Raw genomic sequence first — 22,221 nt, 5'->3', positions numbered from 1 at the left:
AGTCGAGGGACTTCCGCCTCTGTCGGTGTGGGGTCCGATCCAGCCATGCTCGAGGCGTATCGGCACACGAGAAGTCAATGGACGGGAACACATCATGAATGCATCGAGCCGAGTCGTCGTCGGAGTCGACGGATCTGCCACATCGCTGGACGCGGTCCGCTGGGCAACACGCGAGGCCGTTCGACGCCACGCCCCGCTCGAGTTGGTCACGTCGTCACTGTTCGCGCCCGGCACCTACGGCGATGTCATCAGCCTCCGCATCGGGGCCTTCGCAGATCCGGATGTCGAGGCCAAGCGGGTCCTGACCGCCGCGGTCGACGTTGCGCACAAGACCGCGGCAGGCAATTCGCTGATTCTCGACACTCGTCTCGAACACGGCTCGGCTGCTCGCAATCTGACGCACTTCGATGTCGCGCCGGCGCTGATCGTCGTCGGTTCGAGAGGCCTGGGCGAGTTCACCGGCGGCCTGGTCGGGTCGGTCAGTACCGCCGTCGTGTCGCACGCGAAATGCCCCGTTGCAGTGATCAAGTCGAACATCGTCAGCGACGGTCCGGTCGTCGTGGGTGTGGATTGCACGTCCAACAGCCAGCCCGCCATCGGGTTCGCGTTGCGGGAAGCGTCGATGCGAGGCGTCGATCTCGTTGCGGTACATGCCTGGAGCGACCTCGAACTCGGGAGCGTCCTGACGCGTGACGACGAGGGTCCGTGGGTCGATTCCGAACTCGCCGAGAAGACATCGCTGGCCGAGAGCCTGGCGGGGTGGTCGATCGACTACCCCGACGTCGGAATCCGGCGAGTGGTGGTTCAGGACAGGCCGGTTCGTGAACTGGTCCGCGCGTCCGAGAACGCGCAGCTGATCGTGGTCGGTAGCCGTGGCCGGGGCGGCTTTGCCTCGATGCTTCTCGGTTCCACCTCCCGCGCGGTGCTGCACTCGGTCGATGTTCCCGTCGTCGTCGTGCCGACGAACCGATGAGCGCGTCCACTACCGAAACCACCTACAGCTCCGGCGAACTCGACGTGGACCTACGCTACTGGGCGGCGGCGAATTACCTCACGGTGGCGCAGATCTATCTGCAGGACAACGTGTTGCTACGGCACCCTCTGACCGTGGAGCACATCAAGCCCCGGCTACTCGGGCATTGGGGCACCAGCCCCGGACTGTCGATGATCTACACGCTGATCAATCGTCTGATCTGCCGAACCGGTTCGGAGTGGCTCTATGTCACCGGACCTGGCCACGGCGGCCCGGCATTGGTCGCGAATACCTACCTCGAAGGTACATACAGCGAGATCTACCCGGCCATTTCACTCGACAACGACGGTGTGCGTCGTCTGTGCCGCCAATTCTCCACTCCTGGAGGCATTCCGAGCCATGTGAGCGTGCAGACCCCCGGTAGCATCCACGAGGGCGGCGAACTGGGCTATGCACTGATCCACGCCGCGGGTGCAGCATTCGACAACCCTGATCTGGTGGTCGCCTGCGTCGTCGGCGACGGTGAGGCCGAAACCGGACCGCTGTCGGGCTCGTGGAAGATTCCGGCCTTTCTCAATCCAATTCGCGATGGTGGAGTGCTGCCGATCCTGCATCTCAACGACGCCAAGATCTCCGGTCCAACCGTGCTCGGGCGCAGCACCGACCAGTCGATTGCCGACTATCTCGGTGGTCAGGGCTGGGCTCCGATCTTCGTCGAGGGCGACGATCCGCGAGAGGTGTTCCCGGCGATGGAATTCGCTCTCACTCGCGCCCACGACACGATCCGCAGAATTCAGCATGCCGCCCGCGCCGGCGAACCGCACCACGGCATCGAGTGGCCCGCAATCGTGCTGCGCACCCCGAAGGGTTGGACCGGACCACACGAGGTCGACGGCAAACTGATCGAGGGAACCCACTGGGCCCATCAGGTGCCGCTGTCCGGTGTTCGTGAGAATCCGTCGCATCTTGCGCAGCTCGAGAAGTGGCTGCTCTCGTACGATCCCGGATCCCTCTTCGACGAGAACGGCACGCCGGCGACGTCCATCCGCGAACTCACTCCCACAGGAGACGCACGGCTCGGGGCCACTCCCCATGCCAACGGCGGTCTACTGCTGCAACCCTTGATCATTCGGGAGCTCGAGCAGTACGCACTCACCGTCGAATCCCCGGGGCGCACCTCGCACGAGACGACCACGGTACTCGGAGAGATGATGCGCGACATCTACCTCGACAACGCACAACCCAACGGCGGAGGTAACTTTCGTCTGTTCTGCCCCGACGAGACTGCGAGCAACCGACTCCAGGCCGTGTTCGAGGCGACCGACCGATGCTGGCAGCTGCCGACAACCGAGTTCGACGACAACCTGGCCCCCGACGGCCGCGTCATGGAAGTCCTGAGCGAGCATCTGTGCGAGGGCTGGCTGGAGGCGTACCTGTTGTCGGGACGGCACGGATTGTTCGCCAGCTACGAGGCTTTCGCCATGGTGAGTGTGTCGATGCTGATTCAGCACACCAAGTGGCTGCAGCACGCGAGCTCTCTCCCCTGGCGAGCGCCTGTCGCGTCACTGAACGTGTTGCTCACCAGCACGTGTTGGCGCAACGATCACAACGGGTTCAGCCACCAAGGTCCCGGCCTGATCGACGCGGTGATCCCATTGGCCCCCGAAGTGGTTCGCGTATGGCTTCCGCCGGACTCGAATACGCTGCTCGCCGTCGCCGACCACTGCTTCCGCAGCCGAGGTCACGTCAACGTGTTGGTGGTCGACAAGCAGAGCCATCCCCAGTATCTGACGCTCACCGAGGCTCGCGCGCATGCAGCAGCCGGTGCATCGCGGTGGGATTGGGCCGGTACCGAGAACACCGACGCGTCAACTGATCCCGAGATCGTGTTGGCGTGCGCCGGCGATGTGCCGACCGAGGAGACCCTCGCGGCCGCAGACCTTCTGCGTACGTGGACACCCGGGCTACGGGTTCGCGTGGTCAACGTCATCGACCTCATGGCCCTACTGCCCGTCGTCGATCATCCGCACGGGTTCTCCGACGAACAGTTCGTCGATCTGTTCACCGACGCGGTCGATGTCGTCTTCGCGTTTCACGGTTACCCACGAGCAGTGCACCAGTTACTGCACGGTCGCCCGAACGCCCAGCGTTTCCATGTTCGTGGCTTCATCGAACAGGGCACCACCACAACACCCTTCGACATGGTCGTGCTCAACAAGATCAGTCGGTACCATCTGGCCCTCGAAGCTCTCGATCGCGCATCGAGCGAACCGGACGGTGGCGCGGAACTTCGACAGTTCTGCCAAGACCAACTGACCCGACACGACACCTACATTCGAGAACATTTCGAGGATCTCCCCGAGATTCGCGAATGGCGGTGGTCGTGACGGATCGGCAGCTACCCGCGAGCGACGATCAATGGACAGTCGACACGGTGGGCCAGTGACCGGACGGTGGACCCGAGCAGCAGACCGCTGAAGCCACTGCGTCCACTCGATCCGACGACGACAGCCTGCGCGCGCAACGACACCTCGAGGATGATCTCGACAACGTTGCCGCGCAGTACTGTTCGTTCCACCGCTACGTCGGGATACTGCTCGCTCCAGCCGGACAGGCTCTCGGCGAGCACCGTGCGTCCGTTGAACACGATCGCGTCGGACCTGTCAGCCGCGGACGCATCGGGTGACGAGACGAGCTCATCGGTCGACACGTGCACTGCAAGCAGTCCGGTATGCCGTAGCGAGGCTTCCTCGAAGGCCAACCGAACGGCCTTCTGGTTGTGCGCCGACACGTCGACTCCGAGGACTACCGGACCTCGTGCCGAATGCAACTCGACGCTTCCCGGCACGATAGCCACCGGGCACTGCGCCTGCACGGCTACCGCCGTGCTCACCGAGCCGAGCAGTTCCGCGAAATAGTCGCCATTGCCGCGCGAGCCCACGACCATCATCGAAGCGTCCGAAGACTCGTCGAGCATGGACCGAATGGTCGGTCCGACAATCGATTCGGTCGTGATCGTCAGTGCGTTCGGATTCTCGACCGATCGCCTCGCCACCAGCGACGCCGACGTCAGAATCGACTCTGCGGCCGCATGCTCCGCGGAGCCGATATGGGACGGGAGCGCAACGAAACTGGTGTACAGGGCCTTGACCTGATAGGCGGACACCAGTTTCAGCGGTATGCCGCGCAATTCGGCCGCACGTGCGGCCCAGCCGACCGCGTCGAGAGACGAACTGGAGCCATCGACACCGACGACGACCGGAGACGAACTACGGGTACTCATGCGTGCGGGACGACGAGGACAGGGCACTTGGCATGCCGCAGGACCGTCGTCAACGTGCTTCCCGGTACGCGGTCGCGTTCGTGTCCCACCACCAGTAACTGCGCGGTATCGGACACCGCGACCAGTTCCGATCCCGAATCTGCCTCGGCGTAGACCGACGCCACTCGTACCGAGGGGTAGTCCGCACCGAAGGGTTCCAACCGGACGTCCATCGCCGATTCGGGGTGCAGATGGTCGACCGGACCACTGATGGCGCTGGCCAAAATGGTCGAGACCGTCTGGGTGTGCACGGCCAACACGCTGACCCCGCGCATCGACGCTTCGTGGAATGCCTGCGCCACAACGACATCCGATGCCGAGACCTTGACGTCTCCCAGAGCGGCGACGACTGCGCCGCCGCGCTCGGAATCGAAGGTACGCACGATCACCACGGGGTTCGGAGAGCATTCGACAACCGCGTGCACCATGGATCCGAGAACCCATGCAGCGAGCGAATTCTCGGTCGTGGTGCCCAAGACGATCAGACAAGCGGACGCGGCTTCGGACAACATCACGGTTTCCGGGCTTCCCTGCAGAACAATGGCCTCCACAATGATGGTCGGATCGCTCGTCTTCGCCATGATCGCGGCCTGATCCAAGACGGTGCGCGCGTAATCACCGTCCACGTCGGGTGCCCCGTACACCGTTTCGCGCTGCAGGTGGGGTTCGATCACGTGCACAAGTCGCAGCGACGTTCCACGCCCGCGCGCCTCTCGGACTGCGAAGCGGACTGCGTCGAGTGCGGCCGTCGATCCGTCGATTCCGACCACAACGGGTCCGGTGGTGTGTGCGATGTTCATCGGGTTCCTCTCGGTGGTGCGGCGAAAGGTTCGGCACCTTCACGGAGAACGCTACGAGCGCAACCTCGCTCGACGCAGCGGTCGGAGGTCACCGAAAGTGGTGACGAACGACTGCACCCGTCAGGGCAGCGGTACGGACCACGTCACGTCAGTGCCGCTTCCGGAGGAGCCTGGTCCGATGATCATCGACCCGCCGCATTCGACTGCACGGGCATCGAGATTGGACAGTCCACTGGCAGTGGTGTCCTCGGGCATACCGATCCCATTGTCCGACACGACGATCTGCAAGTCGTTGCCGACCGACAGAGTGACGGTCACCGTGTCGCCCTGAGCGTGATGAACAACGTTGCTGACCGTCTCGCGGACGACGGCAACGGCGTGGTCCGCGAGCTTGGTGTCGATGACCGACAACGGCCCGAACATCCGAACGACGGCACGGATAGGAACGTTCTCGGTGAGTTCGAGTACCGCCGCGTTGATGCGTTGACGCAACCGTGTTGCCGAGTGGGATGTGCTCTGCAGGTCGAAGATCGTTGTCCGGATGTCCTGCACCGTGTCTTGCAGGTCGTCGATCGTTCGCGACAACCGCTGCCTGATGTCCTCGGATTCGGTGCGCTGCAGCGTGCTCTGCAAAGCCAAGCCGGCAGCGAAAATTCTCTGAATCACGTGGTCGTGCAGGTCGCGTGCGATGCGGTCCCGGTCGGAGAGCACTTCGAGTTCGTGCATCCGGCGGCTGGCATCGGCGATCTGCATCACCAACGCGGCCTGGTTCGCGAAGTTCGAGACCAATTCCAGTTGGGAGTCGTCGAACGGTCCCCGACCCTCGGTGCGGAGCATCACGAGGACGCCACTGACGCCCTCGGCGACGCGGAAAGGTGAAATCAGCGCGGGCCCGAAGGCGGAGTCCAATCCCTTCGCCCCGTACTCGAGTCGCTCCTTTCGCAACGCCGTTCGACGTCGAAAAGCCAAACCCGAGCTCGAGCCCTCGATCGGGATGACTGCTCCGACAATGCGGTCGGATCCGAGTCCCTCGCCGACCGTGACGACCAGTTCTGTGACATCCTCGAACGGCTGGTCGGCGTCCTCGGGTACCGCGATGAACGCCGCATCGGAACCGGTGAGGTGCAACGCCTTACGAGACACCATCTGCAGTACCTCGTCGATATCCGTGCCGGCGAGGAGCTCGGTGCCGATGTCTCGAGTTGCCTCCATCCAGGCCTGACGTAGACGTGAGTCCTCGTACAGCCGAGAATTCTCGATGGCGATACCGGCGGCGGACGCCAGCGCCTTCGTGACGACCTCGTCGTCCTCGGTGAACTGCTTACCGTTCTTCTTCTCGGTGAGGTAAAGATTGCCGAATATCTCGTCGCGCACGCGAATCGGTACGCCGAGAAACGTTTTCATCGGTGGATGGTTCGCCGGGAATCCCACCGACTCCGGGTGTGCCGAGAGGTCGTCGAGGCGAAGCACTTTCGGCTGGTCGATCAACAGTCCGAGCACCCCGCGGCCAGTGGGAAGTGGGCCGATGGCGACGCGGGTGTCCTCGTCCATGCCGTGATTGATGAACGCGCTCAAACCATGACCGTCGCCCCGTACGCCGAGGGCACCGTATCGAGCGTCGACGAGCTCGACGGCCGATTCCACGATCGAGCGCAGCGTGACTTCCAGATCGAGACCGGAGGTGATGACGAGCATGGCATCGAGCAGACCGTCGGCCTGAACTCGGGCATCGGCGATCTGGCCTATCCGGTCCTGGACCTCGGCCAACAACTCACCGAGCCGCAGCTGCGGCAAGGACAATCCGGAATCTTCATGTCGATCACCCATCACGCGGCCCCGGTTGCCCTGTCGCCGGAGCGGTATCGGCGAGTTTCGACGCGTACACCGCAGCTTGGGTGCGACGTTCCATGCCGAGCTTGGCGAGCAGCCGCGACACGTAGTTCTTCACCGTCTTCTCCGCCAGGAACATCCGGGCGGCAATCTGTCGGTTCGTCAGGCCCTCACCCAGCAGATCCAGCAAGGTGCGCTCCTGGCTGGTCAAGTGGTCGATAGGTCCGGGGGTCGCCGTTCCGGACCGCAGTTTGTCCATGAGCGCCGCTGCTGCACGATTGTCGAGCAGCGACCGACCGGAACCGACGTCCTTGATCGCTCGGGTCAGTTCCATGCCGGTGATGTCCTTGACCACATAGCCGCTCGCGCCTGCGAGTATCGCGTCGAGCATGGCCTGATCCTCGGTGAACGAGGTGAGCATCATGGTCTTGAGATTCGGCAGACGATCGAGAAGTTCGCGGCACAGTTCGATGCCGTTGCCGTCCGGCAGGCGCACGTCCAGCACGGCAACGTCCGGCTGCAGGGCCGGAATACGGGCCAGGGCCTGGGCGCAACTGCCCGCTTCACCGATGACCTCGAGGTCCGGATCGGAGTCGATCAGGTCGATCAGACCGCGTCGCACGATCTCGTGATCGTCCACCAAGAACACCGTGACCACGGCGGCACCTCTCAACTGCGTCCACAGTGGACGCCTCGACTTCTGAGCCTACGTGTCGCGGGCACGGCCAACCTGACCTTTCGTCACCGAAATGGGAGACCAAAGTCCTTTGTGTCGGTGTTGTTGTCCTGCCGCGCCCGATGCTGTGCGAGGCGTCTGATGAAGGATCCGACACCACGACCGAGGAGGTCACTCGATGGGTTCACTACCGACCGTCGTCGGAGTCGACGGATCAGCTGCATCCTTGGATGCCGTGCGCTGGGCAGTTCGTGACGCACGGCTACACCTGTCCGATGTGCTTCTGGTCTCGGCGATTTCGCTGCCGAAGGCCCTGACGGGGGTGGGCATTCTGCCCGAACCCGTTGTGCAGCAATCGAGATCGGAGATCAGAAGAATTCTGGACGAGGCCGCGGAGCTCGCGGCCCTCGAGAGCGCGACGGTCAGCGTCTCGTCAGAGAACTCGGCGGTTGCCACGCTGCTCGAACTCTCCGCGACTTCTCGCATGGTGGTGATCGCCACCAGGGGCCTCGGCGGCACCGAGCAACGATCGCTCGGGTCGATCGGTTTCGCCGTCACCACTCATGCTCGATGCCCGGTCACGGTCGTCCGCGGTTGGCAGGGGGAAGGCCTGGATCACGCCACTCATCCGGTGGTCGTGGGGGTGGACGGCACGAAGGCGAGCGCTGCGGCGCTGGAGCTGGCCTTCGAAGAAGCCGACGTTCGATCGGCACCGCTCACGGCGGTGCACAGCTGGTCCGACGCGGATCTGACGGTCGGGGTTCCGATACGGGGACTGGAATGGCCGGCCAATCGGCCCGCCGCGGCAGATCAGCTCGCCCGGATTCTCGAGCCGCACACACGTCGCTATCCGATGGTGTCGGTACGAACGGCAGTGGTCAAGGACCGGCCGGTACGGGCACTCCTCGATCACGCGCAGGGCGCCCAACTTCTCGTGATCGGCAGTCACGGGCGCGGAGGTTTCCCGGGAATGATGCTCGGCTCCACCAGCCGAACGGTCATTGCTCGCGCATCGTGTTCGGTGACCGTAGTTCCCGATGCTGCCCGCAACCCATCGACGACAGCATTTGCCGCCGAGCAGGTGCCATAAGGCCCTACGCGGACCACACGCCGCCCAGCAGGCTGTTGCCATGAACGAACCCATCAACGACAAGTCGCGAACCACTCCCCCGATCGACACCCTCCAGGTGCGCGGCGCGAAGCTGACCGAGACGGTGAAGAAGTTGCTACACGACGGCAACATCCGGCGGATCGTGGTGAAAAACGACCAGGGTCACATCATCGTCGAGATACCGGTGACTGCTGGGGTTGCGGTCACGATCGTCGCACCCGTCCTCGTTGCGGTCGCCGCAATCGCCGCAATCGCCGCCGTGGTCGACGACTGCACCATCGAGGTCCATCGCATCGATGAACGACTGCCCACGGCCTGATTTCGCGCACGCCACTCGACACCCGAGGACATGATGATTGCAACGGCAACAACAATATTGGTAGGGACGTTCGACCGATCGAATTTGTCGTGGTTCGAGTGGACCGTCTACCGACTCGTTCGCGGGAGCTGATCCACGATGAGGTACGCGATCGAAGTACGCGCGCTGAGCAAGAGTTACGGCGACAAACTCGTCATCGACGACTTGTCGTTCGATGTCGAACCCGGGACGGTCACCGGCTTTCTCGGACCCAATGGATCGGGCAAGTCCACCACGATGCGGTTGATCGTGGGATTGGATCGCCCCAGTGCAGGCACCGCACTGATCGGCGGCGTCGAGTATTCCCAGTTGAGCAAACCTCTGCTCACCGTGGGAACCCTGCTCGACTCCGAGGCCGTCCACCCGGGGCGGTCGGCGTACAATCATCTACTGTATCTCGCTCGGACGCAACGACTTCCGTCCAATCGCATCATCGAGGTTCTGGAACTGGTCGGCCTGCGCGATGTCAGCGGCGAACGCACCGGATCGTTTTCACTGGGCATGAGGAAGCGACTCGGGATTGCCGCAGCACTACTCGGCGACCCGGCAGTGCTGATCCTGGACGAGCCGATCAACGGGTTGGATCCGGACGGCATCTACTGGATGCGCAACCTCATGAAGAACCTGGCAGGAGAGGGGCGAACGGTCTTCGTATCCAGTCATCTGATGGGTGAGATGGCGCAGACTGCAGACCATCTCGTAGTCATCGATCACGGCAAGCTCATCGCAGAATGTACTCCCGCGGAGCTGATCGCTCGCAGCAGTCGAGCATCGGTGCTGGTGTCGTCGTCCGATTCTCCGGGTCTCGCCAACCTTATTGCGGCGGCAGGGGGTTCGAGCGATGCCCTCGGCCACGACGAACTCACCGTTCGCAATCTCTCGGCACACCGAGTTGGGGAACTCGCCCAACAGCAACACATAGCGATCTATCAGCTGACCCCGCAGGAGGCATCGCTGGAAGAAGCGTTCATGACTCTCACCCACCTCGACGACGTCGAACACGACCGATCACTCGTCACCCACTCTCGCGGACAGGGGACCCAATGAGCATCACCGCAACCAAGCCCCCCGAGAGCGAACATCACCGCGTCGATGCTCTCGGATTGGTGACATCGGAGTGGACCAAGCTGATCTCGCTGCGCTCGACGATATGGTCCCTGGCCGCGTTGGTGATCGTCACGGTGGGCTTCACCGGATTCTTCACCTGGTTCACGGTCGCCTACTGGGACAACGTCGATCCGGCATCACAGCTTCAGATCGTCACCGACCCCGCGCGCCAGATTCTCGGAGCCGGATTCCAACTCGGTCAGTTGGCGGTATGCGTACTCGGCGTCCTGGTGGTCACCAGCGAGTACGCGAGCGGCACGATCAGGGCCAGCCTACTGGCGGTCCCCTCACGGATACCGATGCTGGCGGCCAAGACCGGTGTGTTCATGGCCGTCGTATTCGTCATCGGTGACATCACGGCCTTTCCCACATTCTTCCTCGGTTCCGCCATCATGGATTCACGTGCCTCGGTGTCGCTGGGCGATCCCGGCGTGCTGCGCGCGGTGATTGGCGCCGGCCTGCACCTTGCTCTGCTCGGTGCCATGTCCGTCGCCGTCGGTGCCATCGTCCGTCACACCGCGGGTGCCATCACGGGCATGATCGGATTCGTTTTCGTACTGGCCCCGCTGACCCAGCTGATCCCCGGCACTGTCGGCAGACACATCCAGGCGTACCTACCGTCTCAAGCCGGCAGCCTGATCGCCTCACCTCGGCAGGCTCCCAGCGATTTGCTCACTCCCTGGCAAGGTTTCGGGGTCGCAGCACTGTGGACCGTCCTGCTACTCGCCCTTGCAGCGTATCTACTGCGCCGACGAGACGCGTGAGAAGCAACCCGTCGATTCACAGCCACCACCCGAGTCACACACCGATGCAAAGGTTCTCATGACAACGTTCGCCGGATTGCCCGCACACATCCTGCTCGTCCATCTCATCGTCGTCCTCGCACCGTTGACGGCATTACTGGCAATCCTGGCGGCGTTTCTGCCGGCCGTCCGGCGTCGATTGGTGTGGTTGATCCTCGCCTTTGCGGCCATCACCCTGATCGCAACCCCGATCACCACCGATGCCGGTGAGTGGCTCGAGAAGCGTGTCGACGAGAGTGGAGCCCTGGAGACCCACACCGAGCTGGGCGACACAATGATCTATTTCGCCGCGGCGCTGGCCGTCGTCGCGATCGCCCTCGTGGTGCTACACCTTCGCGAACGCACACACCCGGTAACGAGCAAACCCGTAGTCGTCGCGGTTGCGGTGCTGGCTCTGGTGGTCGGGGTGGGAACGATGGTGCAGGTCTATCGAATCGGCGATTCAGGTGCACGCGCAACCTGGGGAGACACAAACCTGAACGAGCAAGGCGGAGAGTCGGAATGAACGAACTCGTCGAGTCGGCCGGTGGCGCAGCACTCATCGCGTTCCACGTCCTGGCCTCGATCCCTCTGCGACGATGGCGTACTACGTGGGGTGCGACGCCGGCCGAGGTCGACGAAACACTGCCCGGCGACGAGCGCGTGCCGCACCCGGCCTGGCAGTACACCCATGCGATCGATATCGACGCAACGCCGGAACGCGTGTGGCCATGGTTGATTCAGCTCGGCCAGCAGCGGTCAGGTTTCTACAGCTACCGCGGACTCGAGAACATGGTCGGCTGCAACATCACGTCAGCGACAGGAATCGACCCTCGATTCCAGACACTTACGGTCGGTGACACCGTAGTCCTGCATCCCCGATCACCATCTCTGACTGTGGCCCTGGTCGACGACGGAACCGCTTTCGTGCTGTTGGGTGCAGACCCGGGCTCTGCCGACCGGGCGCTCTGGTCGTTCCATCTACGCGCCGTTGCCGGTGGTCGAACTCGACTGATCGAACGGGGAAGATATTCGCATGCAGCATCAGTGAAGAGTCGCTTGACCTTCGGCCGCTACTTCGTCGAACCCATCGGATTCGTCATGAGCCGAAAGATGCTGCGCACCATCGCAGCGAATGCGGCAACGCCGCAACACGTCTAGTTCTCGAACTACTCCCCGCCCAGTCGGCGGAGATTGTCCAGAATGTCGTTGACCCGGCTCATCAGCACGCTGCAGCCAGACAGCGCCCGGGCAGCAGTGCCGCACAGGCCAATGCCCGCGGTCCGCCGCCCGACCAACCGATGGTGAGGAACTCGTCGATCCCGAAGTGGTCCAACACCGTTACGGTGTCGGTGGCGTCATCGGCAACCTGGGCCGTGGTGGCACCGTCCGGGCGCGGCGTCGAGCCTCCGTAACCTGGCCGCGAGTAGGAAATGACCCGCAGTCCCTGCGCCGCGGCGGCACGTTCGAGGGTCGGGAACGGCACAGCGCCCTGCGGGGTTCCGTGGTGATAGACGAGAGGAAACGCGTCGGCCGGCCCTGCGTCGAGTACTTCCAGGTTGCGGCCGTCATCGGTCGGGATTCGAAATGTAATCGTTCAACTCCTGTCGGTGGCGGGATCGACGAGAGTCAATCCCAGAAGCTGCTGGACCGTCTCGGTGTTTCCTCGCTCGCCGGCGCTACGCAGAACTACCTGCGCCGCAGGCGCGCTCATCAGCGGTGGAATAACGAGCAGCGTCACATTGTCGCCGTCGCGGGTACGCACACCGAGCGTGTGGTGTGGCTGAAACCGGTATCCGTCCAGGTGAATACTTCGTGCGCCGACGGTGACGCGTCTCGGTGCCTTCTGCCACTCGTCGAGGCGGTAGAGAACTCGGTCGATCGGACCGAGTCGCTCTGTCAGTGCGGCAACGAGATCGGGAGCCTCGTAGTCGAGGTCGTCACTGAACGACAGCCACGCTCCGTCGACTTCACCGGAAGAACCGACACTCGAGTCCGGCGCTGTCAGCGTCAGACGCCGATCGCTGTCGGAGGGCAAAGAGTAGTCGGCCCGATCGTTGCCGCTCGGTGTTCCATTTGTCATGACGGGCCCTTCTCGGTGGGATTTCTGCAGTCCAGTCGCACGCTATCGAGATGCAGTTTCAGTACGGAAGAGCACGAAGTACCCATTCGATGGGGACTGTCGGCAGCCGGCACGATGAACACCTTCGGCGACCGGCGGGGGTCCTAAGTCCCTGTTTCGGGGCGCTCCTGACGGGCAGAGTCATCGTCAGTGATGTTCACGAGCAACCACCGACAGGACCGACCGGCATGACACTCTCCCTCGCACTCGCTTTCGCTGTCACGGCATTGTGTTTCGCAGTGCTGCGGTCAGATATTCGCACTCCCGCCTGGGCGAGAGCGCGCACCGTTGCCGGTCCCGACACGTTGGAGGAGTTGTTCGCTGCGCGGTACGCACGTGGCGATATCGACTTCGCTCAATACCGCACATCCATCGATCTCCTGACAGCACAACTCCATTGCTGACCGAACGCCGACCCTCGAGAAAGAAAGCAGAAGGCATCATGCGCATCCTGATCGCGACGGCAAGCCGTCATGGTTCCACCCGTGAGCTCGGGCAATGGTTGGGTTCGTCACTCACCGCGCGGCTGGCGGACACCGCCACCGCGGCGACGGTCGATGTCCGCGATGCCGCCGATGTGGACAGCATCGCCGAGTACGACGCCGTCGTACTCGGAAGCGGCGTCTACATGGGCCGCTGGCTCCGCGACGCCCGGTCGCTGGTCACCCGTGAGCAGTCCGAACTCGAGACCAGGCCGGTGTGGTTGTTCTCCAGTGGACCGATCGGCAGCCACACACCCTCCGCGACCACGTCGAAATGGAGCGAGGCGTCCTGGGCGATCGAACACAAGGTGTTCGGCGGCAAGCTGGACCGATCGACGTTGTCGTGGTTCGAGCGCGCGGTGGTGCGGATGATCAACGCCGGTGACGGAGACGATAGATCCCACGCCGAGGTCGACGAGTGGGCCGGTGCCATCTGCAATACCTTGGCCGCCCGAACAATCAGCCCACGATGACGACGCTCGTCCACAATCGCCCTGTTTCCCAACCTCTCCGGAAGTCATCATGAATATTGCTCTGACAGCCCTCGTCATCATCGCCGTGGTAGTGCTGCTCCTACTCGCCTCATCGGTTCGTGTCATCAAGCAGTACGAGCAGGGTGTGCTCTTCCGACTCGGACGCGTTGTCGGAGTGCGAGATCCAGGCCTACGACTACTCATCCCGATGGTCGACGTACTGCACCGCGTGTCGCTGCGCATCATCACCAAACCCATTCAATCCCAGGGGATCATCACCCGGGACAACGTCAGCATCGATGTGTCCGCAGTCGCGTACTTCCGGGTGATCGACGCGACCAAGTCGGTCGTCGCCATCGAGGACTTCTACGCCGCCATCGATCAGATTGCGCAGACCACGTTGCGCAAGGTCGTCGGACAGCACACGTTGGACGAGACACTGTCCGAGACCGACCGTATCAACCTCGACATCCGCGAGATTCTCGACGTCTCGACCGTCGACTGGGGCGTCGAAGTCACCCTGGTCGAACTCAAGGACATTCAGCTGCCCGACAGCATGAAGCGTGCCATGGCCCGCCAGGCCGAGGCCGAACGCGAGAAGCGCGCCAAAATCATCAATGCGCAGGGTGAGTCCCTCGCGGCGGCTGCGCTGGGCGATGCGTCGGACATCATGATGGCGCACCCGCTCGCGCTTCAGCTGCGAAATCTGCAGAGCCTCGTGGAAATCGGCGTCGACAAGAACACCACGGTCGTGTTCCCCGCCCCGCTGATGAGCACGATCGGCGAACTCGGCGCTTTCCTCTCCCGGGAAGCTGCTGCCGCGCAACCTCTGGTTCCCGACACCTTCGTAGCACCGTTGGTGCCCGATGCAGTCTGACCCAGCACATTCCGACCCAGTCCATCGACGAACGATCAGGAACGGAAGATCATGACGAACAACTCATCGGCCAAGGGACGCATCGTCGTCGGCGTCGACGGCTCACCGTGCTCGATTCTGGCCCTCCAGCGCGCACGTCCCATCGCCGACGCCTTGGGCTGGGGAATCGACGCGGTGGCCGCGTGGCAGTACCCGTCATATCTGGGTGCGGGGATCGCCGGTGAGCTACGTCCCGACGACGACGCCAGGAAGTTCCTGGACGACGCGATCGAGGCAGCGTTCGGCAGTGAGGAACCTGCCGATATCAAGAAGGTTGTCACACATGGCTATCCGTCACAGATTTTGATCGAGGCGAGTGCCGAGGCAGAGATGCTCGTTGTCGGAAGCCGAGGCCACGGCGGATTCACCGGCCTGTTGTTGGGATCGGTCAGTGCACAGTGCACCGAACATGCACACTGCCCGGTACTCGTCGTTCATTCGAGGGATCATCACTAGCGGGGCCGCCGTGCCTGCACGGTCGCATATCGCGACGGTGGCCGTGGCATCGGCGTTGATCAGAGTGCGGGAACTGGAGCGGTCGATCGATTTCTACACGTCGGTCTTCGAGTTCACCGTTTCCATCCGGGAGTCCGATGCCGCACTGTTGCTGGCTCGGAACGGCTTTCAGATCTACCTGCACGCGGATCCTCTGTCGATGCCGCGACCGGTGACAGCTCTGGGAGTCAGCGAAATCATGTGGTCAGCCCAGCGCGCGGAGTCACTCAACGAGATCGGGACTCGATTGCGCAAGCATTACCCAGCGACGTACATTCACACAGCCGACGGGGTCAGCTATGTCGACGGGTGCGATCCGGATGGGAACAGGGTTCTCGTGGCCTATCCCAGCCCACTCCAGTTGCCGCGCAGCGTCATCGAGCATCGATTCCGCTGATCGCGGGCCATCACACGCCGATCACGGCCCGGGCGGGGGGAACCAACCGCGAGCGTCACGCAGGATTCGGCGGGCGACTTCGATTGTCGGTGCCCCCGATTGCGCAGCCAACCGGTGCAACTCCGCACGAGCTTCTGCCGCGCTGCGCCCGCCCGCGATGATGACTCCGATGGCCCGATTCATTTCGCTCACGGCTGCGAGAGTCCGTACCGCCGACTCGATCGAGGTGGAATCGCCGGTACCGCTCAGGTGACCGTCGAGAACGGCGGAGTCGCCGGTGAGCCCGAGTGAGTAGCTGACATCTGCCGCGAAGTCCACGAGAGCGCCGGCCGTGCTGGACCGAATGAGCAGGACCTTCTCGGCACCGGTACCCCGCGGCTCGGTAAGTGTGAGTCTGAGCGACGAAACAACCACGAGATCGTCACTGTTCGCCGTCGCCGCCGAGACCTCGAAGCGCTCACCGTCCACCATCATGGTGAGGGTTATCGAGACGACGGCCGATACGGCCGCGTCGATATCGGAGGACAGTCGGTCGACCAGTTGTGCGAGGTCGACGGCAGAGCTGTCGAGTGCTGTGGTCAATTGCGCCAGATCGGCGAGCAGACGAGGCTGCAGTTTCATCGAGAATCCCGTGCGGCCCGGCCGCCTGATCGATTCTTCCGTAAATCCTGGCACGATGGATCTCCATCGTCCGGTGAGGGTGCGAGGCGAAAGTCGGAGTCCATGCCTCGGGTGCACCCGCGTAGATGACGCTACGCGCTTTTGTTCTGTCTATGTGTGTCGGCGACGCGACCGTGCTGCCTTCATCGCCTCGGAAACCATCGATTGTGCAACCACAGCAATTTTCTTGTGCTCGGTCTGACTGATGTCCCGAAGCTTGTCGTACCCCTCGGCGTCGCTGCATCCAGTTCTACTGATCAGAATGCCGATGGCCTGGTCGATCACCGCTCGACTGCTCAATGCCTTCTCGAGCTGTTCCGTCAGCTGTACTGCGCTGTCCAGCGCGCGCGCATTCTGCACCGAGATCGCCGCGGGAACTGCGAACAGTTCCCCCAGCTCGGCCGCTCGATCGTCGAAGGCGTCCGGTTTGTGCGCGTAGACATTCATCGCACCGAGTACCACGGATTTGGTCATCAACGGTAGCGACAGCACACTGTGCACACCCAACTCGCCCACTCGGGGTCCGAACTCCGGCCATTGCGGGTCGGCATCGAGAGAACCCGACCGTACGGTGATTCCCTCGGCCGCCGCTGTGATGCACGGTCCCTGGCCCAGTCCGTACTGAATATCGTCGACTACACGGACGAAGTCTGTGCTGGCCACAATCGTGGCGGGCGAATCCGGATGCAGAAGCGTCAGCCCTGCCCCATCGGCCCCCGGAATGGCGCGCACCGCGAATTCGGCCACGTGAGAAAGGGTTTCCGACAGCGACATCGTGCTCATCGCCAGGCGACCGAGCCCCGCGAGACTGGCCCTGAAGTCGTCTTCGAACCCGTCGGATACGGATTGCTCGGAGCCGGCGTGACCTTGGTCGGGGTCGGCCCGATCCGGGTCACCGGTGTGCCCTGCATTCATCGCTGCTCGATTCGTTGTGGGCACACACGTTGGTCGAGCACGTGTCTGCCCACTGAGAACCCTACGGCGTGTGGAACCGTACGGGAACATCCACCGGTGATCCGAGCTGGATCGACGCTCAGGCGGGTGCGTCGATGGGGACGGTGTTGATCAGCTTCTTGTTCACGAATTCCTCGATGCCCGACGAGGACAGTTCGTGACCGTAACCGGACTTCTTGACGCCGCCGAACGGGAGATCGGCCCGCGTCCAGGTCGGATGATTGACGAAGACCATGCCTGTGTCGATCTTCTGGGCGAGAGCCTGTCCACGTTCGATATCGTCGGTGAAGATGGAACCGCCGAGCCCGTAGCTCGAGTCGTTGGCGATGCGGACGGCGTCCTCGGCATCGGTTGCTCGGAAGATCATCGCGACGGGGCCGAAGAACTCCATGTCGTACGCCGGGTTGTCCGAGGACACCTGGGTGATCACCATGGGTTGCACGAAGGCACCCGAGGAGGGAACGGGTGCGCCGACCTCGGTGACGATGGCACCGTGTTCGCGCGCGATCTTGGCCTGTGCACGGAGGTTGTCGGCAGCGCTCTGCGACGACATCGGTGGCAGAGTCGTCGTCACGAGTAGGGGATCTCCTGCGTTCAACCCGGCCATCGCGTCGAGGAACTTCGCGGTGAATTCGTCGGCCACGCTCTCCTCGACGATGATGCGTTTGGACGCCACGCAGCACTGTCCCCCGTTGTTCATGCGCCCCCACAGCGCCCACTGCACGGTCTTGTCCATGTCTGCGTCGGCGAGGACGATCAAGGCATCGGTGCCGCCGAGCTCCATCGTCGACTTCTTCAAGTTCTTGCCTGCCCGGGCCGCGACGATCGCGCCGGCCTGTTCGCTTCCGGTGAGCGCGACACCGCGGACACGGGGATCGTCGATCAACGACGAGATCTGCTCCTTCGTCGCATAGACGTTGGAGTACAGGCCTTTCGGTGCACCGGCATCGAGGAAGAGCTTCTCGAACGCGGCGGCCGACTGGGGAACGATGGAGGCGTGTTTGACGATGACGACGTTGCCCGCCATCAGATTCGGTCCGGCCACACGGGCGAGTTGGTAGTAGGGAAAATTCCACGGTTGGATGCCCAGCAGAATTCCCAGCGGCTCGCTGTGTACCACTGCGTTGCCGGTCTCGCCCGGTGCCGACGGCAGGGTGCGGGGAGCGAGAAAGGTCTCGGCGTTGTCGGCGTAGTACTCGAGAATGGACGCGGATAGCTCCACCTCACCGAGGCTCTCGGAGAACAGCTTTCCCATTTCGAGGGTGAGCAGGTGGGCGTACTCACGAGCGTTGTCGCGCAGCAGAACAGCCGCTCGCTTCATGACGTGCGTTCGTTCGGCGAACGGGACGTTCTTCCACGACTCGAAGGTGGATTGGGCCTGGACCACCACATTGTCCAGCTCGTGGTCGGTGATGTCGCGGAACGTGGCCACGGTCCGGTTGGTGAAGGGGTTGGTCGATGCGTAGGACATATCGGCTCCTGCCGTGAGGTTACCCCGTCAGGCGACGAGGGTTTTGATTGCTGAGAGAAGCTGCACCAGAGACTGTTCGGCATCGCCGAACAAGGCCCACGACCGACTGCGCGGTCATCGAGCGAACCAGATCGGAGTCGGTCGCGGTGTGCAGCAGTCCGACGAGGAACTGGCCGGGACGCATCGACGCCACGAACTCCGCTGGGGGCCTACCCACGCAGGTGATGGCGTCCGCGGTGTCGATGATCTTCGAAGCCGAACCGATCTCGGCCCCGGGGGTCTCGTATGCGGCGTCGGATATCCATGATCCGGTGCCCGCTCCCGCCTCCACCATCACGCGCACGCCATGCGCGGTGAGCCGAGCAATCGAATGCGGGGTCACACTGACCCGGTGTTCGCCGGGGGCACGCTCGCTGAGCGCGCCCACGACAATCAAGGGTTGCGTCATCAGAACTCGAAAACCTGACGAGCGGTGACGCGTCCGGCCATCAGGTCGTCGAAGCAGTCGTTGACCTCGTCGAGTTTGCGGGAGACTGCCGATACCGTTGTACGACCGGCCTCGTGCAGCGCGAACACCTCACGCAGATCTTTCCTGGTGCCGACGATCGAGCCGAGTACCGAGATTCCGCCGACGACCGTCTCGAAGATCGGGACCGGGAACACGCCGTGAGCAGGCATCGACACGCACACCAACCGACCTCCGCGACGCAGTGACCGGAAGGCCTGATCGAAGACGCTGGGGATGACTGCCAGCACGATGGCGACGTCGGCACCACCGAGATCCTGGATGGCCTCCACCGGATCGGTGGTCGCCGAGTTGACGGTGTGGTCTGCCCCGAGTTCACGTGCGAGTTCGAGTTTCTCGTCCTCGATGTCGACGGCGGTGACGAATCCGCCCGCGATCTTGGCGTACTGCACCGCCATGTGGCCCAGTCCGCCGACGCCGAAAATAGCCACCCGCTGCGCCGGTGTGACGCCACCGACCTTGACGGCCTTGTACGTGGTGACGCCGGCGCAAGTCAGTGGAGCCGCGTCGAACGAGGAGATGCTGTCGGGAACGCGGACGACATATTTCGCATGGGCCACAGCGTATTCGGCGTAGGCCCCGTCGATCGAGTAGCCGCTGTTCTGCTGCTTCTCGCACAGAGTCTCCCACCCCGATACGCAGTGATCGCATTCGCCGCACGCCGAACCGAGCCACGCGATGGCGACCCGCTCACCTATTCTGTCTTCGGACACCTGCGATCCGACCGCCTCGATCACTCCGACACCTTCGTGCCCGGGAACGAACGGCAGGGTCGGCTTCGCTGGCCAATCCCCCTGCGCAGCATGGATATCGGTGTGACATACCCCGCACGTCTCCATCTTCACCAACACCTGCTCGGGCGCAGGTTCCGGAATCGGGATGTCCTTGACGACCAGGGGTCCGCCGAACTCGGTGACAACAGCAGCTTTCATCGTGGACTACCTCCAACTATCGAAACCAATGCCGTTCTCGACCATCGAGCAATGCACACTGTCGATGGTCGGCGCTCCCGCGATCGGCATGTAGGGCCGGAAGTCACCGCCGGTTCGGGACGTATCCCGAACCGGCGGGTCGGGAGTCGAAAGGTCTGAAATGCAGGGGCTTTCGTCCCTGGTGCTCGTCGACGACCTGGACGACACTCGGCAGCATGGATACTGCTGCACACTCCCGATCGAAGACCTGCGAGCGATGAACCTGTGGAGAAAACACCCGGGCGTCCGAACCGGCGATGCACTGACCACCGGTGAGCGAGCGGCGGATTACGTCCGAAACGGAATGGGCTCCTGGCCCTTCGTCTTCCTGTTTCTGGGCGTGATGGCGCTGTGGGCCGCATACAACCAGAACGACGGATTCGACCCGTACCCCTTCATTCTGCTCAACCTGTTCCTGTCGATGATCGCCGGACTTCAAGGAGCAATTCTGCTGATCTCGGCCAAACGCGCAGACTCGGTGAGCAGTGAGGTTGCCGTTCACACACTTTCGAACACCGCCCTACTCCAGGACATGATCGAGACCAACACCGTCTTGACCGAATCGGTGGCTCGGTTGGCGGCGGAGATACACGAACACGTCTGCCCGTCAGCCCAGCGTGCCGGTGCAGGGAATACTCAGAAGGTCACGAGCCCGGCTTCCCAGCCGTGAGACAGGCAAGGATCTCTCGTGCCCAGTTGCACACGAGAACCCAGTCACGAAAGTCTCCGGCGACCGCGCCGGAGACGACGAATATCTGACGTTCTCCCACCGAGAGCCGTTCAGGATCGAGCTTTCCAGGAAACGTTCGGTGCGCGACGGCATGCAACACCGCTGCTGCGTGCGCGGCATCGGAGGTGACGTTGACCGGCCTGTCGCTCGAATGCAGCGGTCCACAGGAAAACAGCCACACGGGAGGATGCGCCGACCTCGATACCCTGTCCACCAGAGCCTTCGCATTCGGAACCCAGCGATCGGAGTAGACGGCGCTGCCGATGACCAACGCGTCGTAGTCGTCCACTCGGATCACGGATTCCGGTACACGTATGTCGACGTCGACGCCATCGTGTTCGAAGACTCGAGCCATTTCCTCGCCCAGGGTGTGGGTCGCTCCATGCCGACCCGCGGTGCAGACCAGTATTCTCATGCGTCGTCCGATACGAGATGCGCGGACTTGCCTGCGGCAACCGTTATTCGCCATCCGCGGAGAGCGATGACGAGCCCCAGCACACCGAACGATCCCTGCAGCCAACTCGTCTCACCGGTCACGGCCGGTTGCACGACAATCCAGGCCACGAGGAGCACTCCGGCTATGTGGGCCATGGGACCCGACCGTCCGCCGCCTGCAAAGGCAGATGCCGCAGCAAGCCCCATAGGAATGCCGACGACCAGTACCAGTGAAAGTGCTGTGAGCGTCACGGGCAACCCGGATTGCAGGTCGGGACTCAGATCGATTGCACCCGAGGCGAACCCGATCGCACCACCGAATGCATTGATCGACACGCCTCCACAGACAGCCCCCAGCCACGGCCATCGTCGATTCTGCACGGTGAGCACTCGAGTCGTAGGCATCATCTGTTCAGTTTGGTCGCGGCGCGATGCGTGAACTAGGGCACAAGGTCCCTGCTGGGCGGGGTGATTCAGCGACCGAACAACGACCGGATGCTCCGACGCTCCTTCGCGGACGGCGTCGAATCCTCACTGCAGGTGCAGCGATCGGCTGCGGCAACCGTACGCATGAAGGAGTCGACATGTTTGCCGCAACCGCCCCAGCCGGTCCTGTGGCATTTCTTGCAG

At 63.0% G+C, this 22,221-nt stretch carries 27 protein-coding genes; 14 read left to right on the top strand and 13 right to left on the bottom strand.

Annotated features, from left to right (window positions below; all coding sequences use genetic code 11):
• The first annotated feature begins 94 nt into the window (after positions 1–94).
• The gene (locus tag CH286_RS26485) at positions 95–973 is read left to right on the top strand and encodes a universal stress protein (RefSeq protein ID WP_094610877.1); all 879 of its coding nucleotides are present in this window, start codon (positions 95–97) and stop codon (positions 971–973) included.
• Entirely contained in the window at positions 970–3,360 is a 2,391-nt protein-coding gene (locus tag CH286_RS26480; protein WP_094610876.1) for a phosphoketolase family protein, read from the top strand. Before CH286_RS26485 ends, CH286_RS26480 begins: the two co-directional genes overlap by 4 nt.
• A gap of 11 nt (positions 3,361–3,371) precedes the next feature.
• Here the strand turns inward: CH286_RS26480 and CH286_RS26475 are convergent, their stop codons facing one another.
• The 4 genes from CH286_RS26475 to CH286_RS26460 all read right to left on the bottom strand — a co-directional run bounded on the left by CH286_RS26475 (position 3,372) and on the right by CH286_RS26460 (position 7,583).
• Positions 3,372–4,256 (bottom strand): universal stress protein, encoded by an 885-nt coding sequence (locus tag CH286_RS26475; protein WP_094610875.1) that lies wholly within the window; start codon positions 4,254–4,256, stop codon positions 3,372–3,374.
• The gene (locus tag CH286_RS26470; protein ID WP_094610874.1) at positions 4,253–5,095 is read right to left on the bottom strand and encodes a universal stress protein; all 843 of its coding nucleotides are present in this window, start codon (positions 5,093–5,095) and stop codon (positions 4,253–4,255) included. The genes CH286_RS26475 and CH286_RS26470 overlap by 4 nt, the downstream gene beginning before the upstream one ends.
• A 120-nt stretch (positions 5,096–5,215) precedes the next feature.
• Entirely contained in the window at positions 5,216–6,922 is a 1,707-nt protein-coding gene (locus tag CH286_RS26465; RefSeq protein WP_094610873.1) for a sensor histidine kinase, read from the bottom strand.
• Entirely contained in the window at positions 6,915–7,583 is a 669-nt protein-coding gene (locus CH286_RS26460; protein ID WP_094610872.1) for a response regulator, read from the bottom strand. The genes CH286_RS26465 and CH286_RS26460 overlap by 8 nt, the downstream gene beginning before the upstream one ends.
• A gap of 196 nt (positions 7,584–7,779) precedes the next feature.
• Between CH286_RS26460 and CH286_RS26455 the strand changes: the two genes are divergently transcribed.
• The 6 genes from CH286_RS26455 (at position 7,780) to CH286_RS26430 (ending at position 12,120) form a co-directional block, all read left to right on the top strand.
• Complete coding sequence (locus CH286_RS26455; RefSeq protein WP_094610871.1) at positions 7,780–8,691, top strand: universal stress protein; 912 nt, start codon at positions 7,780–7,782, stop codon at positions 8,689–8,691.
• A 40-nt stretch (positions 8,692–8,731) separates the two neighbouring features.
• Positions 8,732–9,031 carry a DUF4342 domain-containing protein gene (locus CH286_RS26450; RefSeq protein ID WP_094610870.1) on the top strand — a complete coding sequence of 100 codons (300 nt, stop codon included), beginning with the start codon at positions 8,732–8,734 and terminating at the stop codon, positions 9,029–9,031.
• A 138-nt stretch (positions 9,032–9,169) separates the two neighbouring features.
• Positions 9,170–10,117, top strand: coding sequence for an ABC transporter ATP-binding protein (locus tag CH286_RS26445; protein WP_094610869.1), 948 nt, complete (start codon positions 9,170–9,172; stop codon positions 10,115–10,117).
• Positions 10,114–10,941 carry an ABC transporter permease subunit gene (locus tag CH286_RS26440; RefSeq protein ID WP_094610868.1) on the top strand — a complete coding sequence of 276 codons (828 nt, stop codon included), beginning with the start codon at positions 10,114–10,116 and terminating at the stop codon, positions 10,939–10,941. The genes CH286_RS26445 and CH286_RS26440 overlap by 4 nt, the downstream gene beginning before the upstream one ends.
• A gap of 58 nt (positions 10,942–10,999) precedes the next feature.
• A complete protein-coding gene (locus tag CH286_RS26435; RefSeq protein WP_094610867.1) occupies positions 11,000–11,485 on the top strand; it encodes a DUF2231 domain-containing protein in 486 nt (161 codons plus the stop codon).
• Entirely contained in the window at positions 11,482–12,120 is a 639-nt protein-coding gene (locus CH286_RS26430; RefSeq protein ID WP_094610866.1) for an SRPBCC family protein, read from the top strand. The genes CH286_RS26435 and CH286_RS26430 overlap by 4 nt, the downstream gene beginning before the upstream one ends.
• Before the next feature lie 61 nt (positions 12,121–12,181).
• Here the strand turns inward: CH286_RS26430 and CH286_RS26425 are convergent, their stop codons facing one another.
• Positions 12,182–12,517 (bottom strand): alpha/beta fold hydrolase, encoded by a 336-nt coding sequence (locus CH286_RS26425; RefSeq protein ID WP_255182784.1) that lies wholly within the window; start codon positions 12,515–12,517, stop codon positions 12,182–12,184.
• A gap of 39 nt (positions 12,518–12,556) precedes the next feature.
• Positions 12,557–13,042: a DUF5994 family protein gene (locus CH286_RS26420; RefSeq protein WP_094610864.1), complete on the bottom strand. Its 486-nt coding sequence runs from the start codon at positions 13,040–13,042 to the stop codon at positions 12,557–12,559.
• 227 nt (positions 13,043–13,269) lie between these two features.
• On the opposite strand from CH286_RS26420, the gene CH286_RS26415 reads away from it, so the two are divergent.
• From CH286_RS26415 to CH286_RS26395, 5 genes are read left to right on the top strand one after another with little or no spacing between them, the layout of a single operon-like run.
• Entirely contained in the window at positions 13,270–13,485 is a 216-nt protein-coding gene (locus CH286_RS26415) for a hypothetical protein (protein WP_094610863.1), read from the top strand.
• Positions 13,486–13,523: 38 nt separating this feature from the next.
• On the top strand, positions 13,524–14,036 hold the full coding sequence (locus tag CH286_RS26410) for a flavodoxin domain-containing protein (RefSeq protein ID WP_094610966.1): 513 nt from the start codon (positions 13,524–13,526) through the stop codon (positions 14,034–14,036).
• A 49-nt stretch (positions 14,037–14,085) separates the two neighbouring features.
• The gene (locus tag CH286_RS26405; RefSeq protein WP_094610862.1) at positions 14,086–14,913 is read left to right on the top strand and encodes a slipin family protein; all 828 of its coding nucleotides are present in this window, start codon (positions 14,086–14,088) and stop codon (positions 14,911–14,913) included.
• Between the two features lie 51 nt (positions 14,914–14,964).
• Positions 14,965–15,408, top strand: a complete 444-nt coding sequence (locus CH286_RS26400) for a universal stress protein (protein ID WP_094610861.1) — start codon at positions 14,965–14,967, stop codon at positions 15,406–15,408.
• A gap of 10 nt (positions 15,409–15,418) precedes the next feature.
• Positions 15,419–15,844: a VOC family protein gene (locus tag CH286_RS26395; RefSeq protein ID WP_255182772.1), complete on the top strand. Its 426-nt coding sequence runs from the start codon at positions 15,419–15,421 to the stop codon at positions 15,842–15,844.
• A gap of 21 nt (positions 15,845–15,865) precedes the next feature.
• On the opposite strand, the gene CH286_RS26390 is transcribed toward CH286_RS26395, so the two are convergent.
• The 5 genes from CH286_RS26390 to adhP all read right to left on the bottom strand — a co-directional run bounded on the left by CH286_RS26390 (position 15,866) and on the right by adhP (position 20,387).
• Positions 15,866–16,465 (bottom strand): hypothetical protein, encoded by a 600-nt coding sequence (locus tag CH286_RS26390; RefSeq protein ID WP_094610860.1) that lies wholly within the window; start codon positions 16,463–16,465, stop codon positions 15,866–15,868.
• 150 nt (positions 16,466–16,615) lie between these two features.
• On the bottom strand, positions 16,616–17,419 hold the full coding sequence (locus tag CH286_RS26385) for a GAF and ANTAR domain-containing protein (RefSeq protein WP_094610859.1): 804 nt from the start codon (positions 17,417–17,419) through the stop codon (positions 16,616–16,618).
• A gap of 118 nt (positions 17,420–17,537) precedes the next feature.
• Positions 17,538–18,929: an NAD-dependent succinate-semialdehyde dehydrogenase gene (locus tag CH286_RS26380; protein WP_094610858.1), complete on the bottom strand. Its 1,392-nt coding sequence runs from the start codon at positions 18,927–18,929 to the stop codon at positions 17,538–17,540.
• 19 nt (positions 18,930–18,948) lie between these two features.
• Complete coding sequence (locus CH286_RS26375; protein ID WP_094610857.1) at positions 18,949–19,377, bottom strand: hypothetical protein; 429 nt, start codon at positions 19,375–19,377, stop codon at positions 18,949–18,951.
• The gene (adhP, locus tag CH286_RS26370; RefSeq protein WP_094610856.1) at positions 19,377–20,387 is read right to left on the bottom strand and encodes an alcohol dehydrogenase AdhP; all 1,011 of its coding nucleotides are present in this window, start codon (positions 20,385–20,387) and stop codon (positions 19,377–19,379) included. The genes CH286_RS26375 and adhP overlap by 1 nt, the downstream gene beginning before the upstream one ends.
• Positions 20,388–20,547: 160 nt before the next feature.
• Here adhP and CH286_RS26365 point away from each other — a divergent pair, with 160 nt between their 5' ends.
• The gene (locus CH286_RS26365; protein ID WP_255182771.1) at positions 20,548–21,096 is read left to right on the top strand and encodes a DUF1003 domain-containing protein; all 549 of its coding nucleotides are present in this window, start codon (positions 20,548–20,550) and stop codon (positions 21,094–21,096) included.
• Here the strand turns inward: CH286_RS26365 and CH286_RS26360 are convergent.
• Both CH286_RS26360 and CH286_RS26355 read right to left on the bottom strand, forming a co-directional pair.
• Positions 21,071–21,571 carry a flavodoxin domain-containing protein gene (locus CH286_RS26360; protein ID WP_176458359.1) on the bottom strand — a complete coding sequence of 167 codons (501 nt, stop codon included), beginning with the start codon at positions 21,569–21,571 and terminating at the stop codon, positions 21,071–21,073. The two genes, CH286_RS26365 and CH286_RS26360, sit on opposite strands and share 26 nt — an antisense overlap.
• Positions 21,568–21,999, bottom strand: a complete 432-nt coding sequence (locus CH286_RS26355) for a hypothetical protein (protein WP_141215900.1) — start codon at positions 21,997–21,999, stop codon at positions 21,568–21,570. Before CH286_RS26355 ends, CH286_RS26360 begins: the two co-directional genes overlap by 4 nt.
• Positions 22,000–22,221 lie beyond the last annotated feature (222 nt).

It is taken from the genome of Rhodococcus sp. WWJCD1 (genome assembly GCF_002258735.1).
Classification (GTDB): Bacteria; Actinomycetota; Actinomycetes; order Mycobacteriales; family Mycobacteriaceae; genus Rhodococcoides.
Note: the sequence above shows the minus strand (reverse complement) of the source record. Positions and strands in the feature narration are given on the sequence as shown.

What these genes read in the sequence shown, in the direction of transcription:
- CH286_RS26485 (WP_094610877.1), top strand. Translation starts at nt 95, where the DNA reads ATGAATGCATCGAGCCGAGTCGTCGTCGGAGTCGACGGATCTGCCACA.
- CH286_RS26480 (WP_094610876.1), top strand. Translation starts at nt 970, where the DNA reads ATGAGCGCGTCCACTACCGAAACCACCTACAGCTCCGGCGAACTCGAC.
- CH286_RS26475 (WP_094610875.1), bottom strand. Translation starts at nt 4,256, where the DNA reads ATGAGTACCCGTAGTTCGTCTCCGGTCGTCGTCGGTGTCGATGGCTCC.
- CH286_RS26470 (WP_094610874.1), bottom strand. Translation starts at nt 5,095, where the DNA reads ATGAACATCGCACACACCACCGGACCCGTTGTGGTCGGAATCGACGGA.
- CH286_RS26465 (WP_094610873.1), bottom strand. Translation starts at nt 6,922, where the DNA reads ATGGGTGATCGACATGAAGATTCCGGATTGTCCTTGCCGCAGCTGCGG.
- CH286_RS26455 (WP_094610871.1), top strand. Translation starts at nt 7,780, where the DNA reads ATGGGTTCACTACCGACCGTCGTCGGAGTCGACGGATCAGCTGCATCC.
- CH286_RS26450 (WP_094610870.1), top strand. Translation starts at nt 8,732, where the DNA reads ATGAACGAACCCATCAACGACAAGTCGCGAACCACTCCCCCGATCGAC.
- CH286_RS26445 (WP_094610869.1), top strand. Translation starts at nt 9,170, where the DNA reads ATGAGGTACGCGATCGAAGTACGCGCGCTGAGCAAGAGTTACGGCGAC.
- CH286_RS26440 (WP_094610868.1), top strand. Translation starts at nt 10,114, where the DNA reads ATGAGCATCACCGCAACCAAGCCCCCCGAGAGCGAACATCACCGCGTC.
- CH286_RS26435 (WP_094610867.1), top strand. Translation starts at nt 11,000, where the DNA reads ATGACAACGTTCGCCGGATTGCCCGCACACATCCTGCTCGTCCATCTC.
- CH286_RS26430 (WP_094610866.1), top strand. Translation starts at nt 11,482, where the DNA reads ATGAACGAACTCGTCGAGTCGGCCGGTGGCGCAGCACTCATCGCGTTC.
- CH286_RS26420 (WP_094610864.1), bottom strand. Translation starts at nt 13,042, where the DNA reads ATGACAAATGGAACACCGAGCGGCAACGATCGGGCCGACTACTCTTTG.
- CH286_RS26415 (WP_094610863.1), top strand. Translation starts at nt 13,270, where the DNA reads ATGACACTCTCCCTCGCACTCGCTTTCGCTGTCACGGCATTGTGTTTC.
- CH286_RS26410 (WP_094610966.1), top strand. Translation starts at nt 13,524, where the DNA reads ATGCGCATCCTGATCGCGACGGCAAGCCGTCATGGTTCCACCCGTGAG.
- CH286_RS26405 (WP_094610862.1), top strand. Translation starts at nt 14,086, where the DNA reads ATGAATATTGCTCTGACAGCCCTCGTCATCATCGCCGTGGTAGTGCTG.
- CH286_RS26400 (WP_094610861.1), top strand. Translation starts at nt 14,965, where the DNA reads ATGACGAACAACTCATCGGCCAAGGGACGCATCGTCGTCGGCGTCGAC.
- CH286_RS26390 (WP_094610860.1), bottom strand. Translation starts at nt 16,465, where the DNA reads ATGAAACTGCAGCCTCGTCTGCTCGCCGATCTGGCGCAATTGACCACA.
- CH286_RS26385 (WP_094610859.1), bottom strand. Translation starts at nt 17,419, where the DNA reads ATGAATGCAGGGCACACCGGTGACCCGGATCGGGCCGACCCCGACCAA.
- CH286_RS26380 (WP_094610858.1), bottom strand. Translation starts at nt 18,929, where the DNA reads ATGTCCTACGCATCGACCAACCCCTTCACCAACCGGACCGTGGCCACG.
- CH286_RS26375 (WP_094610857.1), bottom strand. Translation starts at nt 19,377, where the DNA reads ATGACGCAACCCTTGATTGTCGTGGGCGCGCTCAGCGAGCGTGCCCCC.
- adhP (WP_094610856.1), bottom strand. Translation starts at nt 20,387, where the DNA reads ATGAAAGCTGCTGTTGTCACCGAGTTCGGCGGACCCCTGGTCGTCAAG.
- CH286_RS26365 (WP_255182771.1), top strand. Translation starts at nt 20,548, where the DNA reads ATGCAGGGGCTTTCGTCCCTGGTGCTCGTCGACGACCTGGACGACACT.
- CH286_RS26360 (WP_176458359.1), bottom strand. Translation starts at nt 21,571, where the DNA reads ATGAGAATACTGGTCTGCACCGCGGGTCGGCATGGAGCGACCCACACC.
- CH286_RS26355 (WP_141215900.1), bottom strand. Translation starts at nt 21,999, where the DNA reads ATGATGCCTACGACTCGAGTGCTCACCGTGCAGAATCGACGATGGCCG.